The organism is Acinetobacter sp. Tr-809 (assembly GCF_011753255.1).
Taxonomy (GTDB): Bacteria; Pseudomonadota; Gammaproteobacteria; order Pseudomonadales; family Moraxellaceae; genus Acinetobacter.
On the sequence record NZ_VWVZ01000001.1, the window covers coordinates 569,792 to 589,105 of the forward strand.

Genomic DNA, 19,314 nt, shown 5'->3' on the forward strand with positions numbered 1-19,314 from the left:
ACCAATATTCAGCAATTTTACATAAACTCATCAAAACAATTTAGTTGTAAATGAATAGCCCTGAAAGGATTTGTCCTGCTTCCAATTTCGTATTGGCTGGGATACGTACCAAACTATTTGCTTGCATTAAGTTGCTCAGCATATGCGATTGTTGTTTCGCCAAGCTTTGTAACTTGAGCTGCCCTTGATCAAAATAAGCATGCATTCTTAAAAAACGTTCCCGCGCATCCGATTTTAAATCATGTGTTAGTACACCGCTCAACCATTGCAAGGGTTGACGTTGGTTCTGCATGGCATCTAGCAATGCTTTGCCATAGACTTGCATACACACATATACAGCGGCAGGATTACCAGGTAATCCTAACAAATAGCAACGATGATCATGCTGTGTGTATTCAGCAAAGAAAAGTGGTTTTCCTGGTTTTTGCTTCACTTTCCAGAAAATTTGTTCGAAACCTGTTTCAAAGGCACACGGACGAACAAAATCATAATCGCCAACAGAAACACCACCCGTGGTAATAATCAGATCATATTGTTGTTTTAAGCGCTCAAAACTCTGCGTTACCACTGCAGCTTCATCTGCAATATGTAAGATTTCTGCATCTATTCCATAGTCTTGCAACCAAGCTTTCAGTAATGGACCATTGGCATCAAAAACTTTCCCTGCCTGCAAGTCTTCAGGGGTTTCAGCAACCTCATCACCTGTAATGACCACAACCACTTTAGGTGCCGGAAAAACATCAATGCTTTGTACACCTGCCATACTCAGTGCGGCCAGTGCACCAATATTGATTTTCTGCCCAACATCCGCCAATTGCTGACGACGTTGCACTTCCTCACCAACAAAACGGATATCAGCTTGGGCTGAAATATGCTCAGTCAGTCGAATGGTTTGATTAGCTTCAACGACGACAATTTCTTGTCGAGCAACATGCGTTGTTCCTTCAGGTATTTTCCCACCAGTAAAGATACGAATGGCTTGTCCGTCTTTAAGCAGATACTCAGATTCACTCCCCGCTTTAATTTCACCAATCACGTCAAAGACTGCATCTTGCAGATGATCAGCAGCACTATTCAGGGCATAACCATCGACTGCACTTTGTGAAAAACTCGGTAGATCCACATTTGAACAGACAGCTTTGGCTAAATAACGATTAAGACTATCGGCTAAAGCCAATGTCTCAACTTTTAAAGCTTTCGGTTGGGTTTGTACCAACGCTAATGCCTCATCAATACTGATCAAACCTTTTTCAGCACCACATCCTGACATTATTCATAACCTCCCGGATGTGGTAAATCACGACAAACATCAAAAATATGAACCAAGGCTGGTAGGATTGCCGCCATTGATTCGCTCGCCCCGCCACGGCTTCCCGGTAGAGTCACCAACAAAGAGCGATCAATAAAGCCTGCAACACCACGCGACATCGCTGCATATGGGGTTCGTTTTTGTCCAAAAGAACGTGCCGCTTCCATTAAGCCATCGAGTTTGCGCTCCAATAGTGGTTCTAGAGTATCCACAGTGATATCACGCTTGCCAATACCCGTACCTCCTACCGTCATAATACATGCATAAGATTTGGTCAGCTCTAAGACTAAGCCTTTTAACTGATCAGCTTCATCGGGCAAAATTTGATAATGAATCGGATCAAAGCCTGCTTCCGTCAAGGTATCCACCACAGACTTACCTGCAGTATCGGGTTTACGACCCGCTGCAACTGTATCTGACAGTACAATTACAGCCGCAGAAACAGGTTGGCGTAAAGTACGTTTAAAGTGTGATTTCCCACCCTTTTTCTTCAGTAATTTACATTGATCTAAACACAGCTCTTCTGGCTCACAATGCGGTTTAAGCATGTCATATAAGGTTAAGCCCGCTAGGCTCGCAGCCGTAAGAGCCTCCATTTCCACGCCTGTTGGGCCAATGGTTTCAACTGTGGTCAGAATTACCACATGGTCATCATGCAGTTCATAATCAACATCAGCGCGGTAGATCGGTAATGGGTGGCAGAGTGGAATCAGTTCATCGGTACGTTTAGCTGCCAAAATACCTGCGATACGTGCAGTTTTTAAGGCATCACCTTTTTCGGTATTACCGTCTCGCAATAACTGAATGCAATGTGCGGGTGCATGTAAGATCGCTTGTGCTTCTGCAACACGATAACTCTCGGGTTTCATCCCAACATTTTTCATTTTAACTTCCTGACGCTTTATTCGTGTGTATGCTCATGGCTACAATTTTCATGATGATGCTCGGGTAGATCCCTCTTTAATAAAGGGGGACTTAGGGGAATTTTCGCTTGAACATTATCGGTTTGATCTTTGCGAATACAGCAACCCTCGACATATTGACTGGTACCATCCATAAAAAACTCTTCTTTCCAGATCGGTACTTCATGTTTGACCCGCTCCACTGCTTCTTCACAGGCTTGAAAGGCTTCACGGCGATGTGCTGCATAGGCAATCGCGATAATCGCGGTTTCACTGACATCCAAATAGCCAATCCGATGCATGACACGTACATAAGAAACCTGATATTTATCTTTGATTTCCTGTTCAATTGCGCGAATCATCTTTTCTGCGACAGGCGTATAAGAGGTATATTTCAGTGCTTTAACCGCTTTCCCTTCGTGGTGATTACGGACAGTTCCAATAAAAATATCAACCCCACCACATTCAGGAAAAGATTGAATCGGATCGAAGCGATCAAGGCTTAAAGCCTGATCTTGAATACGGGCAAATTCACGCATGTTTACCCTCCCGCCACTGGCGATAACAAGACCAAAGTACAGGATCTATCTAATGCGGTTTGACGTGTCACAATATCCTCACCAATCGCACAGGCACATTTTTCCATCGCAGGGTTAGCATCTGGATAAAGACTCGTAATATGTGATAGTACATCTTTGACCATTTGATCTTTTGCAAACTCAAATGCTAGTGCTTGGGGCAATAACCGTTCAATTGCGCCAAAGGCTTCTATTTTTATCTCAATGGTTTGCATATCTTCTCCAAACAACTTTGCTTTCTAACCACCAAGCATGTGCATACTAATTTTACGTGCTTGCTGATGTTGTATTGCATGATAACCCTGCGCCTTATTCCAAATATAAGGCTTAATTTTTTGATCAAGTTGATGAAATGCTAACGGTTTGAGTTCAGCTTTTTGTTTGATTGCCTGTTGTAGATCAGGTTTTATATTTAGACCTTGTCTTGCAAATAAACAATTATATAACTCACCTTGGGCCGTCAGTCGAATTCGATCACAGTCCCCACAAAATGAATGGGTAATGGTTGAAATAATACCGAGTTTATATTGGCCATCAAGCTGATAAAGGCGCGCAGGTTCATGTTGTTGTTCTAAGACCTGAATGTCATAATGCGCTGAGAGCTGCATTAAGATTTCCGCTTCACTGACCACGGCTTGATCTGTCCAGTGCTGATCACCATCCAGCGGCATAAACTCAATAAAACGCAAAGGAATATTATGCTGTTTGGCCCATTTCACCATCGGTACAATTTGGTCATCATTCTGACCTTGCATCAATACACAATTAATTTTGAACGGTAGACCAGCTTTTGTTGCGGCTTCAATACCGGCAAATACAGGGGCAAGTTCTTTTTTAGTCAGTTGTTTAAATTGAAGCGGATCAAGACTATCCAGACTAATATTGAGATCGTCCAAACCTGCCTGCTTCAATGGCTCAGCATACTTCGCCAAATAATGAGCATTGGTTGTGATTGAAATACGTTTCAGCCCCAAAGCTCTTAAACTTTGTAAATCACGAATAAAATGCACCACACCTTGGCGCATCAAAGGTTCGCCACCGGTGATACGAATATTCTCAATGCCCTGTCCAACCATATATTGACAGAAAATAAACAGTGCCTCGAAACTGAGTAGATCTTGTTTTTTCATCCATTCAGGATGTTCAGGCATACAGTAAATGCATTTGAAATTGCAACGGTCTGTCACGGAAATCCGTAACTTACGCTTAATACGACCATACTGATCCTGTAAGATCGGTATACTCGTGTCGTCTATTTCATGCTTCATCATATGCACTCATATTGTGAATCTTTGAACTGGGTTTAGCACAAGTTCTGTGCGTCCTTGTTTGACTCATCACAGTGAATTGTTTTTATTACAGCAATAATTATTCCAGTTTTAGCCTATCAGTGTTGCCGATGCTGCTTATTCATTCAAACCAGCAACTCTTTCAATCTATAAACAAAAATAGGTTTTGTCCTGAGTATTTTTGTTCAAATTACTTTGCACCATCCCATGGCATGTTTTATTTAATATGCAATAAGATGGTGCAAATATCTAATTAAATCAACTCACCGATCGTCTAAGTACTCAAACGTTCCAATCGAACAGGTACATATTTATGATATGGCGTCTTTGACAAAGGATCACAATGCTGGGTAGAGGTCAGACGATTCAATTGAGGTCCTATTGGCTCGCCACCACGATAACGTAAGCCATAACCATGTGGTAAAGACACCACGCCCTTGCGCATTCCTTCATCCAGTTCAACTATGACCTGAATCTTGCCATGCTCAGAAATACATTGCAGCGTATGACCTGTTTCAACGCCAAAACTCAATGCATCATCAGGATTCATTCTCAAGCGTCCTTCGGCATCAACTTTACGCCATGCAGGATCACGATAAATTTGATTAGCGTTATAACTACGACGTTCACCCGCAAGCAAAATGAAGGGATATGCATCGTTTAAAGTCAAAGATTGCTGTTTTAACTGCGCTAATTCGATAAACATCTCAGGAATCGCCAACCGAATTTTTTTGTCTTTATAGGCTATCAAGCTCCACACATCAGCATAGTCATGTTGCGACAACACCACACCTGAACGTTGCTGCAAAATGGTCTGGAATAATTTCACACCCAGATTAAATCGATTACCTTCGTATCCTGCTTGCTTAACTGCTTTATAGTGCTGAGCTGCATATTGCATACACAATGGAAGTAATAAGGCGGTAGAGGCGGCATCATTTGGCAAAGTCTTACCCAAGGTACGATATACAATGGATGCCGCATAGGGAATTAACTTTTTATTTTTCGCAAAATTTGCACCAAGTGCAGCAAAATAAGCGAGATAAGCTGTATGTGCAGAATCTTTTTCTGCAATTTTACTCAATATCGGAAACTGTTTCGGCATCACTTGCATAGCTTCAAGCAAGCGTGTGTAGATCTCGGCCTCAGGTAAACTATTGCCTTGGGCTTTAAAAAGTGGATGGCGTAAGTGGAAACCATTTTTAGGAAATTCCAAATTAAACCCCGTGAATTCCCACTTTTCAAATTGACTGTGTGCAGGTAAAACATAATGCGCTAAACGTGCTGTTTCAGTCATAGCGACATCAACAACCACCAATAACTCAAGCGACTGGAATGCTTGCTCATATGCTGCGGTATCTGGATAAGTAAGCAAAGGATTACAGCTGTCCACAAACACCGCACGAACCCGTTTCTCACCTGCTTTTAGTATTTCATCGGGCAAGATATTTGGTGGAAAGAAACCAGAAATCGGGAACATTTTATGATAAACAGTACGGCGATACTTTGGATTGCGCTCATCGGTATTGGTCAAAATCGGAATAAACATGGTATGTAAATTATTGCCGCCCTGTTTACCAAAATTTCCTGTGAGTAAATATAAAAGCTTTTCCAAATAACCATTTAAAGTAGTATTTAAGGTGTGTTGAATACCAAGGTCAATCCGGACACACGCACGTTGTGCTTGAGTAAAATCACGGACAATCTGGTAAATCAGTTCAACTGAAACATCGGCTTTCTGAATATATTCTTCGATTGGAATCGCTAGAAAGGCCTGCTTAATCTGATCAAAGCCATGCGTATGCTGCTGAATAAACTGCTGATCATATAACTCTTCTTTCAGCATGATCGCAATCATGGCGGACATCAGATAAGCATCGGTACCTGGCTTTAATTGCACATGAATATCGGCTTGTTTAGCCGTTTCCGTCACCCTTGGATCAAATACCACCATGGTTCGGTTTGGATCTTTTTTAATATGTTTTAAGGTATCTCTTGCATTTGGAATGCCATGCGCTTGAAAAGGATTGGTTCCGATAAACAGCACATAATCTGCATATTCCACATCTTCAGTGGTATGACAGGATTGGCTGCCAAACAAACGTCCATTGACCCAGAAATCACCTGTTTTTTCCTGCGCCAAAGAGTTGTAGGCATAGAAACTTTTCATGGCGTAGAGCAACTGACGGCCATAGGCTGCACCCAAGTGATTGCCCTGTCCACCACCACCAACCGATGCAAATGCTGTTCCACCATGGGTATTTCGAATCTGTACAAGCTGCTCAGCAATTTCCTGAATGGCTTGATCCCAACTAATCTCTTGATAGGAACCATCTGACTGACGTTTTAACGGTGAAGTTAAACGATCTGCATGTTGTTGGTAATGCTGTAAACGTGCGGCTTTTTGACAGATATAACCTTGCGAGAAAGGATGATCATCATCGCCTTTAATTTTCTTGAACTGATTATCTTCAATTTCTACACTGAGTCCACAATTACGTGAGCATAGAATACAAGCAGTTACATCCTGTTTGATTGCTGTGGCAGTCGTCATTTTTCTCACCTTTTTATTTTATGAATATTGGCCCATTAAACAGATTTGCCCTGCCGAACCAACAACACGGACATACTTTTGCATCTGCTCAGTACAGGTTTCCACTCGATTATGTTCTGAAGGAAGTTTGACTGGTTTTAGGAATCGAATATCGATTTGCTGTATTGTTTCAGGCAACAATTCAAAGCTACGTGCAAACACACCAAAGCCATGCAGCACTTTTTGACCAAAGTTTGATAGTTTGGCTAATGGTGTAATCCAATGAATCGGATTAAAGTCGCCTGTTAATAAGGCAAATTTCAAACCATCATCTGCTGTCGCAGACCATTCACCTAAATGCTGCCAAGTTTTTTGGTCTACGGTTTCTGTACGTTTAGTTTTTTCAAAATGCGGCAGAATAAATGCCATATGCAGCACTGTTTCGACTAATTCAGGTTGTGTAATGGTACCCGTAGTAATTTGCACAGAAACACGCGCTAATCCATTACGTTCATCTACATTGGCGATCTTGGCTTGGATGAGCAGCTTTTGTTCTCGTGGAAGCTTGCCATGAACCTTGAGACTTATGCCTTGATTGATGACTTGACTCAATGGATAGTTGGTTTGTAACAGCAAACGTGTTGCAAATGACAGCCCCCATTGCGACACCATATGCGGTGGAATTGAATTTTGATATTTACTTGCTTCTGCACCACTCCAACGTACATAGTGGTCTATCAATTCAAGGCTTGGTGGGTCAATCACTTCATTAATCGGTGCTAACGACTGCCAATCGACCTGTTGCGTGCGCTTATGCTTTTTGAGACTACGCAAACCAATTTTCCCAAGCCCTGTTAAAGTGGCCTGATGTTCAAATAAAAATTGCAATGGAATCTGCTGATAACGTATCGCAAACATATGAAACTCCTGTTTCTTTTATTTTTCTCAGTTTTCAAACCATAGTTGGGTTAATTCTAGTCCTGATCAGACAAGCCTGATATGGTCAAAAATCAAATAAGTTCCAAAATAGAACTCATTTTAATAAAGGTCAAGTGTACTGGTCAGAAATTAACAAAAGTTAATCTCCAGTCAAATAATATCATTCACTAAAAGTCTGCATTAAAAACGTGAAAAATCATTGTTCTTGGTTTAATCTCAAGCTTACTGGAAGACTTATCCAAATGCATAAAACGCTTTGGACAATTCGCTGTTATTGGTGCATTTAAAATTTCATGAGAAACCGAATGGATTCGAATCAAATTCAAAATCTTGTCACACACTATCCCATTGTTAAAGACTTGATTGAACTTAAAGAGACGATCTGGTTTAACCCATCATTCACTACACTTGAGCAAGGTTTGCCCTATGTTGGGCTGACACAAGCCGATATTGATGATGCTCGGGACCGTTTACAGCGTTTTGCCCCCTATCTTATGGCTGTTTTTCCAGAAACGGTTGCGAGCAATGGCATTATCGAATCAGAGCTGGTTGATATTCCGAATATGCAGCAACGTCTGGAGACTCACTATAATCAAAAAATTGCTGGAAAGTTATGGCTTAAAAAAGACAGCCATCTCCCTATTTCGGGTTCAATTAAGGCGCGTGGTGGTATCTATGAGGTCCTTTACCGAGCTGAACAACTTGCACTACAAGCCAATCTGCTCAATTTCCACGACGATTATGCCAAACTGAACAGTCCAGAATTTAGAGAATTTTTTAGGCAATACAGCATTGCGGTCGGCTCAACGGGTAATCTTGGACTCTCCATTGGCATCATGAGTGCAAAGTTGGGCTTTGATGTGACCGTGCATATGTCAGCCGATGCACGGCAATGGAAGAAAGATAAGTTACGTGCTCATGGCGTAACCGTGATTGAGTACGAACAAGACTATGGTGTTGCAGTAGAAGCTGGTCGAAAAGCAGCATCAGAGAATCCAAATTGTTTTTTTATTGATGATGAAAATTCTAAAACCCTGTTCTTAGGCTATGCGGTTGCGGGTGAACGTTTAAAGAAACAATTGGATCAACAGCGTATTGTTGTGGATCAAGCACATCCTTTATTTGTGTATTTGCCTTGTGGTGTCGGTGGCGGTCCTGGTGGCGTTGCATTTGGCCTAAAAATGGCATTTGGCGATCATGTACATTGTATCTTTGCCGAGCCCACTCATTCCCCATGTATGTTACTGGGTGTAGCTACTGGCCTACATGATGAAATTTCAGTTCAGGACATTGGCATTGATAATATTACTGCGGCAGATGGTCTCGCAGTGGGACGTGCTTCGGGCTTTGTTGGTCGTGCCATGCAACGATTATTAGATGGTTTTTATACATTGGATGACGCAACCATGTATCGCTTGCTCGGAATGCTCAACCAATCTGAAAACCTGAAACTTGAACCTTCTGCGCTCGCAGGTATGTTAGGGCCAATTTTAATCAGCAAAGATCAAGCTTATATAGATTTACATCAATTCACTGAACAGCAGTTACAGCATGCCAATCATATTGTGTGGGCAACAGGTGGTGGGATGGTTCCCGCAGACGAAATGCAGAATTATCTGGCAAAAGCATGAGTATGCTTTCGTTAGCAACAGAGAAGTTCTGTCTTCTCTGTTGCTAAACCAGTATTTCCTCTGTTTGCTCAACCTACCGAATCATACTTTTCACAAGCTCAACAAAATGATGCATGTTGGTAGCCCATGTGCTCATATCACGATGTGCGATCAGATAAGTATTGATTTGCGCTGTAGCTGAGTTGATGGGATGAATCTTCACACTTTGGGAAAAATGGGACTGCTGTACATAGCTGATCGGCAAAATAGCAAGGCCAACATCCAGACTGACACAACTGATAATGCCATCTAGACTGCCCATTTCAATCACATTGGCTGCGGGTAAATGATGGGCAGATAAGAACTGATCAATGGCTTTGCGGTAACTACAGCCTTGCTTAAAAGCAATAAATTTCTTTTGAATCAGATCGTCATTTGTAAGTCGTTCAGGCACATGCTGTGAAGAAATAAGTACCAATTGCTCAGTCCAGACATGTAAATTAAACATCCCGTCAATCGGTGCATGATGTGCTACAAATGCACAATCCAGCTTAGATGCATGGACTAAATCAATCAAATCACGTGTGGGTGCTGTCGATAAAGCAAAAGAAAAATCTGGGCTGTGCTTTTGTAAATCGCGGAACAACGATGGTAGTCGTACCGCAGCCGTGGTTTCCATACTCCCGATCTCTAAAGGGAAATTGGCTGTAAGTTGACTATGGGAAAATGTATCTAACAACTCTTTTTGTAGATGCAACATTTTTTCAGCATAACCATACAGTTGCACCCCAGCCCTGGTAGGTTGAATTGGATTCTGCCGATGTAGTAATTCAGCATTCAGTTCTGTTTCCAGTTTTTTGATATGGCTGGTGACATTGGATTGTACAGTATAGAGTGCTTTTGCCGCCTCGGAAAAACTGCCTAACTTCACCACCATCATAAATATTTCTAAAGATTTAATCTGCATTGCTATCACTATTAGAGATAGTTAGTATCAATTCAAATCATTTTACATGATTAGTAGTGCTTGTTTAAATACCTATTCATTTCTCACCACCCAAATATGGTTTAAACAATGTCTGGTATTAAGCTGTTATTTTTAATTAGTATTTTAAGTATCATCAGCTATGCGCTCTATGTATTTGATTACAAATTTCTTGCCAAAGCACAGCCTCTCGCACACATGAGTCATAGCGATTAATTGTTGGAGCGAACAGGTCATGACTGAGTCAGCAAAAAACAGTAACAGCGTCCTACAATCAGCAATCAGTGCAGCCTTGATTATGGCAATTGGCATGGGTTTCGGGCGCTTTGCGTTTACTGCGGTCTACCCACATATGATTGATGAAGGCATCATCAATCTACAGCATGCCAGTTTGGCTGCTTCTGCAAACTATGCGGGCTATCTGTTGGGTGCTTTATTTACGATCAAGATGAAATCCCAACAAAGTTATCTTGGTAGTATTGTTGCCACTGTAGGTACCGTACTTTGTCTGATTCTACTCAGTTGTATTAATAGCATTGGCCTGATCATCTTGATTCGGGGTTTAGCTGGGATTTTTAGTGCTTTTGCCATGGTGTCCGCCTCGTTATGGCTACTCGAACAACAGAAACAACCGCAACAAGCCCCCATTTTATATGCAGGGGTTGGTCTTGGTATCTCCCTCTCTGCCGAGCTTTTGGTTTTCGGCACGCATCTGAGTTGGCACAGCAAAATACTGTGGTTATTGCTCGGACTATCCAGTGTGATCCTTGGCTGTATTGCAATGTTTGGTTTATCACAGGCTCAACCGAATACTGATTCAGCTCATAAGATATCGAGCACAAATAGCAAGACTCCTCATGCCTACGCTCTGATTCTGATTTATGCCTTGGCGGGTTTTGGCTACATTATTACTGCAACCTATTTACCATTATTAGTCAAAAACGCCCTGCCCAATATTGATGCTGCACAGATTTGGGCAATCTTTGGTCTAGGTGCCATCCCTTCCTGTTTTTTCTGGCATCGTATCCACCAAAACTTGGGTACACAAATCGCTTTATCTTCTAATTTAGGATTACAGGCTTTTGGTGTTGTATTGCCGATCCTTCTGCCAACCGCTTTGGGTTATCTATTGAGTGCATTACTGGTGGGTGGAACCTTTATGGGAACTGTGACCATTGCTATGCCAGTAGCACAGCGTATCGCTCGCCAAGCACAAAATAATTTAATTGCCATCATGACTGTGGTCTATGGCTTGGGTCAGATCATTGGTCCAATCGTAGCGAATGCCCTATTTACGATCTATCTTACGCTCAATAGCGCACTGATTACCGCAGCTACGGCATTATTGATTGCAACAGTGATTAGCCTAAAATCAACTGCGTCGATCCATTAACCAGAAATAGATTGCTTAAAAACCTTCATCTGCTGGTATTGTTGTAGTTCATCTAATGAGTTAATGCTATGACAAAACAGACTTTGCTTTTGAAATGTCACCGTCTGTGCATCCAATTGTTTAAAACAATTGCGCAAACTCAATTTGTTCTCAACGATCGCCTGCTCCAACACCAATAAACTTTCTCGCTTAAGTAAACAAAAGGGATATAAGGCATCACCATTGATATTCACGTAGGCAACCTGTGCCTGTGGTTGCTTTTGTAAAGCTCGATGTAGTTTTACTAAAACATGATGAGGAAGATATGTAACATCGCAAGGAATGAATAATACATAATCTGCTTGGACATGCGACCATGCACTTTTCATCCCCATTAAGGGGCCTAAAAAACCATTTTGATCATCTGCATAGCATTGGATATCAGGCTCAATCTGTTTGTATATCGAGTTATCACGGTGACTATTCACCCAAATGTGTTGCACCTGAGTTTTAAAACTTTCACATATTTTTGATAATTGAATCTGATCATCAAACTGTTGCAACAGTTTGTTGGTACCATTCATACGACGCGCTTGCCCTCCCGCCAAGATCACCAGATCTGTAGCGGGATATTGTGTATTCATGCTTCTGCCTCCAATTGACAGGTTTTAATCAAGCCACGAATCTCAGGTAAACAAGAACCACAATTACCACCAGCTTTTAAACAAGCCGTGACTTGTTTTTCATGGGTGATATTTTGCGTTTTAATGGCTTCGATAATCTTATTTTTACCCACTTTAAAACAACTACAGACCAGTGGTCCATCGTTATTTGCTGCTGACATTGGCATCCCTGCCAACAAAGCTTTACGATGTAAGGCACTTAATCGTTCACGTTTAAACAGACTCGCCACCCAATCCCGATTTGGCAATAAATCGACAGGTGCAATATATAAACTGGCAATCAGAATACCGTCTTTTAAAATCACACTATGGCTGAGCTGTGATGAAATATCTTCAAGACTTAACCATTCATAGGTTTCATCCACAAAAGGCAGGAAGCTTTTCAGATTCTTTTGGGTCTCATCAATACTATGACGATCGGCAATTTCATAACGCATCGCTTTTGCGGTTTTGATCTTGGTCCACCATGCACAACTTTGTAAAGATGTTTTGATATGATGTTCAAAACCTTCACGTACATAGAGCACGCCTTGCCAAGTGGTATGGAATGGCTGAATCGCAACCGGGGTATGTTTAAACTCAGGCTCACCAGAGATCGCATCCACCACAGGATTGACCACTTTACCTATTCGCGCATCAGATGCGACTTGTTCAGTCCAATGAATCGGGGCGAAGATTTGGCCACGGCGCACACCTTGCGCCAGTGTCACCCGCAACACACAACGGCCCCATTGTGAACGAACTTCCACCAAAGCTTTATCACGGATACCAAATTTTAATGCATCATTCGGATGGATCTCGCAAAATGGCTCAGCTCGATGTGTGGTGAGGTTAGCTGATAAACCGGTACGGGTCATGGTATGCCATTGATCGCGAATACGCCCTGTATTCAACACCAATGGATAGTCTTCCGATATCTGATGTACAGGATCAATGGCGACGGTTGGAATCAACTTGGCTTTCTTGTTTTTATGGCTAAAACTACCACGATCAAATAACTGTTCAACAGCGATACTTTGTCCTTTCTCCCACACAGGCCATTGGGTTGGGCGTAAATGGTTATATTCATCCAGACTTAAATTCATTAAGCCTTTTAGATTGAAATAACGGAAGTTTTCGACCTGATCACGTTGATCAACACTGGCATTTTGATAGGCCGATAAAGCCGCATGTTCATTAAAAATGTCACAGGTATTGCTAAAATCAAAACCATGGAAACCCAGTTTTTTCGCAACTTCGGCCACCGCCCACCAATCCGCTTTGGCTTGCTTTGGTGGAGTTAAAAATGCACGTTGACGTGAAATACGGCGCTCAGAATTGGTAACTGTTCCATCTTTTTCACCCCAACCCAATGCAGGTAACAATACGTCGGCATAGGTTGTGGTATCAGTATCCGCACAAATATCGGAGACCACGACAAATTCACATTTTTCCAAGGCACGTTTGACTTGATCTGCATCGGGTAAGCTCACCACAGGGTTAGTTGCCATAATCCAGATCGCTTTGATTTTGCCGCTTTCTACCGCTTGGAATAAATCTACTGCTTTTAAACCAGCTTGCTTGGCTATCATAGGACTGTTCCAAAAACTTTGGACTAAATTTTGATGCGAAGGATTGTCCAAATCCAGATGCGCTGCCAACATATTAGCCAATCCACCTACCTCACGACCGCCCATGGCATTGGGTTGACCCGTCATTGAAAATGGCGCTGCACCTAATTTGCCAATTTTTCCAGTGAGTAAATGACAGTTGATAATACTATTGGCTTTATTCACGCCTTGAGAAGACTGATTGACCCCCATCGAAAACAAAGTGATCACTTTTTCTGTTTGAGCAAACTTATCAAAAAACAGTTGTAATTTTTCTGCAGAAATTCCTGTACGTTTCACCAAAGCATTAAAATCTTGCTCGCTTTCACTGGCTGTTAGAAGTGCTGTTAAACCTTCGGTATAGGTCTCCACAAAATGATGGTCGATATAATCATGATGGTAGAGATGCTGAAACAGACCATTAAATAAAGCTACATCCTGACCGGGTAAGATCGGCAAATGTAAATCTGCTTGCTCGCAGGTACTGGTAAAACGAGGGTCGACCACCACTACAAATAAATCTGGATTCTTGCTCTTGGCTTGCATGATACGTTGATACAATACAGGATGACACCATGCCGTATTAGAACCAACCAGAACCACCATATCGGTATGTTCAAAGTCTTCATAACTGGCAGGTACAATATCTTCACCGAAGGCACGTTTATGCGCAGCAACCGCAGATGACATACATAGGCGTGAATTGGTATCAATATTGGCAGTGCCTAAATAGCCTTTTACAAACTTATTCACCACATAGTAGTCTTCCGTCAACAATTGACCTGAGACATAAAATGCAACGCTGTCAGCGCCATATTGGTCAATACAGGCTTGGAACTGGTCTGCAATTTTCTCAATCGCCTGATCCCATGTCGTGACTTGACGATGGTTTTTACGGCCAAACATCGGATGCAAGACTCGAGTTTCCAAGCCTAAAGTATCGGCTAAATTACTGCCTTTAATGCAGAGTCGTCCAAAGTTTGAAGGATGATCCAGATCACCTGCAACTTGTACCGTTGTACCATGCGCTTTATGTTGGACACTAACATCAACGCCACAACCCACGCCACAATAAGGACATGTTGTTTTTGTAATGATTGTTTCTGCTTGATCGGAGCGACTGTGTTCTAAATTTTGAATACTGTTCATGACTGCCCCTTTGAATCCCACCAAGCCTCCCTTTATCAAGGGAGGAGTACCGCGAATTCATATCTTAAATATAATTGAAAAACAGTCCCTCTTTCATTTAGAGAAGGAAGCCACGAACCATCGTCATTGCTTAAATTCGTGGCATTCCCCCGCTTTCATAAAGAGGGGGTTAGGGGGAGATTCATCACCCTGCCTTTTTCATTGCAAAATCCTTACCAAATAACAGCTTGTTTCTAAAGGTAGAAACAGGTGTTTGATCTGCAATCAACTCGGCATACCACATCCCATCTTCGGTATCGCCAAACAGAACCGCACCAATCACTTTGTCTTTTTGGATAATGATACGTTTATAAATTTGACGCTTATCATCATTGAGGATGATGTCTTCATAATCTTCTTTCGGTTCAAAGTTACCAGCAGAGAATACATCCACACCGCTGACTTTTAACTGTGTTGGCACGGTTGGCGATTTAAAAATTAAGCTGCCATGCTCAGCCAAATGCGTTGCACAGATAAAAGCTTGTCCCCATAACGGCTCAACCAAGCCAAAGGTTTGATTACGATGTTCGATGCATTCACCTACCGCATAGATACTTGGATCAAAGGTTTGCATGGTGTCATTGACCAAGATGCCTCGATTGCAACGTAGTCCTGCACTTTGAGCTAATGCAATATTCGGGCGAATCCCAACAGCAAAAATCACTAAATCTGCATCTAAGACCGTTCCATCTTTAAGGCGGACTTGACTGACATGCCCGTCTTCGCCAATCAATACTTCGGTATTGGCTTCGGTAATGATATTGATCCCTTTTTGCTCAATACTATGGCGCAACATACGGCTGGCACGCCCATCCAACTGACGTTCCATAATTCGATCCATCAGGTGTAGAACCGTCACATTCATGCCACGTTGTTTCAAGCCATACGCCGCTTCCAGACCCAATAAACCGCCACCAATCACCACCGCATTCTTCTTGCTTTCGCAATATTTGATCATGGTGTTGACATCATAAATATCACGGAAGCTAATCACGCCTTTTAGATCCACACCTTGTACAGGTGGAATAAATGGTGATGAGCCTGTGGCAATGATCAAACGGTCATAATCAACGCTTTCACCTTTCTCGGTATGTACCACTTTGTGGGTACGATCAATCTTGATTGCAGGGTCATCGGCAATAAATTGAATGCCTTTGTCGCTATACCATGCATGTGGATGCAACATGATGTCATCAATGGTTTTTTCACCTGAAAGTACTGGCGACAACATAATACGGTTGTAATTACCCCACGGTTCCTCACCAATCACGGTGACGTCATAGCGATCTGGTGCCATATCCAGTAGGTCCTCTAGGCAACGCATGCCCGCCAACCCATTGCCAATCAGCACCAGTTTCAGCTTTTCTTGAGCAGCGCCATTGTTGGTAATATAGGTTTTTTGCGGAACAGACCCGACCCAAACACGACCATTTTCAATTTTGGTTGGAAAAACCAAGAGCTTTTGATCTTTATCTTCCAAACAACGACCCGTCGCTAAACTAAAATGTTGTTTATAAATCGGCGATGCAATCACGCGCTCACCTTGTAAATCGCCAATGATGCCGCGACACATCACATTGGCTTGGCTGAACGGATCTTTATTGCTGAGTGCATAAATGCGCTTTTCGTGACCGACACGAAACAGTGCAACCGATTGACCTTCGATCAGTGCGCCCACACCCGTATTTGGTGTGATGTCATCCAGCGCGCAGACTTCCACCCATTGATTTTCTGGCAGCATATCGATGTTCTTTAAACTGGTCATTTGAGTTCTCCTTATGCTTCAACCATTGGGATACGATCGACTGAACGTTCAGCGTCATTCAAAGGGCGAATCTGATCACGCACTTGGGTAAATTGAATATGCGGATCAGCTTGCTGTTCTGCACTGGCATTGATATAGGTTTGGAAACGCTTACGAATCTCAGGGTCTTCAACCGCAGTACGCCATTCATCTTGATAAGTACCAATCACATGACTCATACGGCTTTCAAGCTCTTCAGCCAGTCCTAAGGAATCATCGACAATGACTGATTTGAGATAATCCAAACCACCTTCCATATTGTCACGCCATACGCTGGTACGTTGTAAACGATCTGCCGTTTGGATATAGAACATAAAGAAACGGTCGATATAACGAACCAGTGTTTCGGTATCAAGGTCAGAAGCCAATAATTCTGCATGGCGTGGTTTCATACCACCATTCCCACAGACATATAGGTTCCAGCCTTTTTCAGTTGCAATCACCCCAACATCTTTACCTTGGGCTTCGGCACATTCGCGGGTACAGCCCGACACTGCCATTTTCAATTTATGTGGCGAACGTAAGCCTTTATAGCGATTCTCAAGTTCAATCGCTAAACCAACAGAATCATCCACGCCATAACGGCACCATGTACTACCGACACATGATTTCACGGTACGTAATGACTTACCGTAAGCATGACCTGATTCAAAACCTGCTGCGTTGAGTTCTTCCCAAATAAATGGTAACTGATGAATTTGCGCACCAAATAAATCGACACGTTGCCCACCGGTAATTTTGGTATATAGGTTATATTTTTTGGCAATTTGACCAACAGCAATTAAGCCATCTGGTGTGACTTCACCACCTGCCATACGCGGCACAACCGAGTAAGAACCATCTTTTTGAATGTTGCCCAAGTAGTAATCGTTACTGTCTTGTAGACCCGCATGGCTTGGTTCAAGCACGAAATCATTCCAACACGATGCCAAAATATTGGCTGCCATTGGTTTACAAATATCACAGCCTAAACCGTGACCGTGTTGATGAATCAAATCATCAAAAGTTTTGATTTGATTGACACGAACCAGGTGATAAATCTCTTGGCGTGAGTATGGGAAGTGTTCACAGACATGGTTATTCACCGTTACGCCTTGGCGTTGCAGTTCAGACTTCAACACTTGCGTGACTAATGGTGCACAACCACCACAAGCTGTCGCTGCTTTGGTACATTTCTTCAAAGCCCCCAAAGAAGTTGAACCATCACAAATCGCTTGGCAAATATCGGCTTTGGACACGTTATTACACGAACAAATGGTTGCGCTATCAGGCAATAAATCAACACCGCTCCCACCTGCCTTCGCACCTGAATCGGCAAAACCCGGCATGATCAAGCTTTCAGGCGTTTCTGGTAGTGCCAGCCCATTCAGCATCATTTGTAGTAGGTCGTTATATTCTTTGGCATCACCCACGAGTACAGCGCCAAGCAATTTGGTTTTGTCTGCATCGACCACGATCTTTTTATAAACCAAGCTATCTTCATCAGCATAAAAATAGCTAAGTGAGTTTGGTGTCATGCCATGCGCATCACCAACAGATGCCACATCAACCCCCATCAACTTCAACTTGGTGCTCATATCTGCACCGGCAAAACAATGCGTTTCTTCAGTTAAGATATGTTTTGCAGCGATCCGTGCCATGTCATAGCCCGGTGCGACCAGACCATAGATTTTATTGTCCCACAGCGCACATTCACCAATTGCATAGATATGCTCATCTGAGGTTTGGCAATAATCATTGATTTTAATCCCGCCACGCTCACCCAACGCTAAACCACTCACACGTGCTAATTCATCACGTGGACGAATCCCCGCAGAGAATAAAATGATATCTGTTTCCAGCTCGCTACCATCCGCAAACTTCATAATGTGCGTTGTGCTATCACCGGCTTCAATACATTGCGTAGCTTTTTGGGTATGGACTTTTACCCCAAGATTTTCAATTTTACGGCGCAATACCTTGCCACCAAGATCATCAATCTGTACCGCCATCAAACGTGGAGCAAATTCCACCACATGGGTTTCCAAGTTTAAATCACGTAATGCTTTGGCAGCTTCCAGCCCCAATAGGCCACCACCAATCACCACACCTGTTTTGGCATTTAAGCTTGCAGCACGAATGGCATCTAAATCTTCAATGGTACGATAGACAAAACAGTTTTCACGATCATTACCTGAAATCGGTGGAACAAAAGCATAAGATCCTGTTGCTAAGACCAATTTGTCATAATGAATGACATCACCAAAATTGGTAGTTACCGTTTGCTCAGCTGCATTAATCTCCACCGCTTTGGTGTTGAGTCTTAAATCTATACCATGCGCGTCTGCAAAATCAAAACGAGCCAGTGATAAGTCTTTTGCTGTTTTACCAGAGAAGTACTCAGTCAAATGTACGCGGTCATAGGCAATACGTGGTTCTTCTGCAAGAATGGTAATTTCCAATTCATCATCAGCTTTCTCTAAGATGGCTTCGATGAATTTATGCCCCACCATACCGTGACCAATCATCACTAATTTCATTGTGTTTCTCCTAA

General features: G+C 42.5%; 14 protein-coding genes. 2 read left to right on the forward strand and 12 right to left on the reverse strand.

Annotated elements, in window-relative coordinates; translation table 11 throughout:
- Positions 1–40: 40 nt before the first annotated feature.
- From F3J02_RS02910 to F3J02_RS02940, 7 genes are all read right to left on the reverse strand, one after another.
- Positions 41–1,270, reverse strand: coding sequence for a molybdopterin molybdotransferase MoeA (locus F3J02_RS02910; RefSeq protein WP_167247495.1), 1,230 nt, complete (start codon positions 1,268–1,270; stop codon positions 41–43).
- Entirely contained in the window at positions 1,270–2,193 is a 924-nt protein-coding gene (moaCB, locus tag F3J02_RS02915; protein WP_167247497.1) for a bifunctional molybdenum cofactor biosynthesis protein MoaC/MoaB, read from the reverse strand. The genes F3J02_RS02910 and moaCB overlap by 1 nt, the downstream gene beginning before the upstream one ends.
- 17 nt (positions 2,194–2,210) lie before the next feature.
- Positions 2,211–2,750 (reverse strand): molybdenum cofactor biosynthesis protein MoaE, encoded by a 540-nt coding sequence (locus F3J02_RS02920; RefSeq protein WP_167247499.1) that lies wholly within the window; start codon positions 2,748–2,750, stop codon positions 2,211–2,213.
- Positions 2,751–2,752: 2 nt separating this feature from the next.
- Entirely contained in the window at positions 2,753–3,004 is a 252-nt protein-coding gene (locus tag F3J02_RS02925; protein WP_167247500.1) for a MoaD/ThiS family protein, read from the reverse strand.
- A 24-nt stretch (positions 3,005–3,028) separates the two neighbouring features.
- The gene (gene moaA, locus F3J02_RS02930) at positions 3,029–4,060 is read right to left on the reverse strand and encodes a GTP 3',8-cyclase MoaA (RefSeq protein ID WP_167247502.1); all 1,032 of its coding nucleotides are present in this window, start codon (positions 4,058–4,060) and stop codon (positions 3,029–3,031) included.
- Positions 4,061–4,352: 292 nt separating this feature from the next.
- Positions 4,353–6,632, reverse strand: a complete 2,280-nt coding sequence (locus F3J02_RS02935; RefSeq protein ID WP_167247504.1) for a molybdopterin-dependent oxidoreductase — start codon at positions 6,630–6,632, stop codon at positions 4,353–4,355.
- Between the two features lie 18 nt (positions 6,633–6,650).
- Positions 6,651–7,529 (reverse strand): MaoC family dehydratase, encoded by an 879-nt coding sequence (locus tag F3J02_RS02940; protein ID WP_167247506.1) that lies wholly within the window; start codon positions 7,527–7,529, stop codon positions 6,651–6,653.
- 326 nt (positions 7,530–7,855) lie between these two features.
- Between F3J02_RS02940 and dsdA the strand changes: the two genes are divergently transcribed.
- Positions 7,856–9,181: a D-serine ammonia-lyase gene (gene dsdA, locus F3J02_RS02945; protein ID WP_167247508.1), complete on the forward strand. Its 1,326-nt coding sequence runs from the start codon at positions 7,856–7,858 to the stop codon at positions 9,179–9,181.
- Positions 9,182–9,254: 73 nt separating this feature from the next.
- On the opposite strand, the gene F3J02_RS02950 is transcribed toward dsdA, so the two are convergent.
- Positions 9,255–10,133: a LysR family transcriptional regulator gene (locus tag F3J02_RS02950; protein ID WP_167247858.1), complete on the reverse strand. Its 879-nt coding sequence runs from the start codon at positions 10,131–10,133 to the stop codon at positions 9,255–9,257.
- 247 nt (positions 10,134–10,380) lie between these two features.
- Between F3J02_RS02950 and F3J02_RS02955 the strand changes: the two genes are divergently transcribed.
- Positions 10,381–11,538 carry a YbfB/YjiJ family MFS transporter gene (locus tag F3J02_RS02955; protein ID WP_167247510.1) on the forward strand — a complete coding sequence of 386 codons (1,158 nt, stop codon included), beginning with the start codon at positions 10,381–10,383 and terminating at the stop codon, positions 11,536–11,538.
- Here F3J02_RS02955 and mobA read toward each other — a convergent pair.
- The 4 genes from mobA to nirB form a co-directional block, all read right to left on the reverse strand.
- Positions 11,535–12,161 (reverse strand): molybdenum cofactor guanylyltransferase, encoded by a 627-nt coding sequence (gene mobA, locus F3J02_RS02960; protein WP_167247512.1) that lies wholly within the window; start codon positions 12,159–12,161, stop codon positions 11,535–11,537. The genes F3J02_RS02955 and mobA overlap by 4 nt on opposite strands.
- On the reverse strand, positions 12,158–14,938 hold the full coding sequence (locus F3J02_RS02965) for a nitrate reductase (RefSeq protein ID WP_167247513.1): 2,781 nt from the start codon (positions 14,936–14,938) through the stop codon (positions 12,158–12,160). The genes mobA and F3J02_RS02965 overlap by 4 nt, the downstream gene beginning before the upstream one ends.
- Before the next feature lie 184 nt (positions 14,939–15,122).
- Complete coding sequence (gene nirD / locus F3J02_RS02970; protein ID WP_167247515.1) at positions 15,123–16,742, reverse strand: nitrite reductase small subunit NirD; 1,620 nt, start codon at positions 16,740–16,742, stop codon at positions 15,123–15,125.
- An 11-nt stretch (positions 16,743–16,753) separates the two neighbouring features.
- Complete coding sequence (nirB, locus tag F3J02_RS02975) at positions 16,754–19,300, reverse strand: nitrite reductase large subunit NirB (RefSeq protein WP_167247517.1); 2,547 nt, start codon at positions 19,298–19,300, stop codon at positions 16,754–16,756.
- Between the last annotated feature and the right edge of the window lie 14 nt (positions 19,301–19,314).

Excerpts from the sequence above, each read along its gene's own strand:
- F3J02_RS02965 (WP_167247513.1), bottom strand. The coding sequence starts at position 14,938 with ATGAACAGTATTCAAAATTTAGAACACAGTCGCTCCGATCAAGCAGAA.
- nirD (WP_167247515.1), bottom strand. The coding sequence starts at position 16,742 with ATGACCAGTTTAAAGAACATCGATATGCTGCCAGAAAATCAATGGGTG.
- F3J02_RS02910 (WP_167247495.1), bottom strand. The coding sequence starts at position 1,270 with ATGTCAGGATGTGGTGCTGAAAAAGGTTTGATCAGTATTGATGAGGCA.
- F3J02_RS02955 (WP_167247510.1), top strand. The coding sequence starts at position 10,381 with ATGACTGAGTCAGCAAAAAACAGTAACAGCGTCCTACAATCAGCAATC.
- dsdA (WP_167247508.1), top strand. The coding sequence starts at position 7,856 with ATGGATTCGAATCAAATTCAAAATCTTGTCACACACTATCCCATTGTT.
- F3J02_RS02940 (WP_167247506.1), bottom strand. The coding sequence starts at position 7,529 with ATGTTTGCGATACGTTATCAGCAGATTCCATTGCAATTTTTATTTGAA.
- F3J02_RS02925 (WP_167247500.1), bottom strand. The coding sequence starts at position 3,004 with ATGCAAACCATTGAGATAAAAATAGAAGCCTTTGGCGCAATTGAACGG.
- nirB (WP_167247517.1), bottom strand. The coding sequence starts at position 19,300 with ATGAAATTAGTGATGATTGGTCACGGTATGGTGGGGCATAAATTCATC.
- moaCB (WP_167247497.1), bottom strand. The coding sequence starts at position 2,193 with ATGAAAAATGTTGGGATGAAACCCGAGAGTTATCGTGTTGCAGAAGCA.
- moaA (WP_167247502.1), bottom strand. The coding sequence starts at position 4,060 with ATGATGAAGCATGAAATAGACGACACGAGTATACCGATCTTACAGGAT.
- mobA (WP_167247512.1), bottom strand. The coding sequence starts at position 12,161 with ATGAATACACAATATCCCGCTACAGATCTGGTGATCTTGGCGGGAGGG.
- F3J02_RS02920 (WP_167247499.1), bottom strand. The coding sequence starts at position 2,750 with ATGCGTGAATTTGCCCGTATTCAAGATCAGGCTTTAAGCCTTGATCGC.
- F3J02_RS02935 (WP_167247504.1), bottom strand. The coding sequence starts at position 6,632 with ATGACGACTGCCACAGCAATCAAACAGGATGTAACTGCTTGTATTCTA.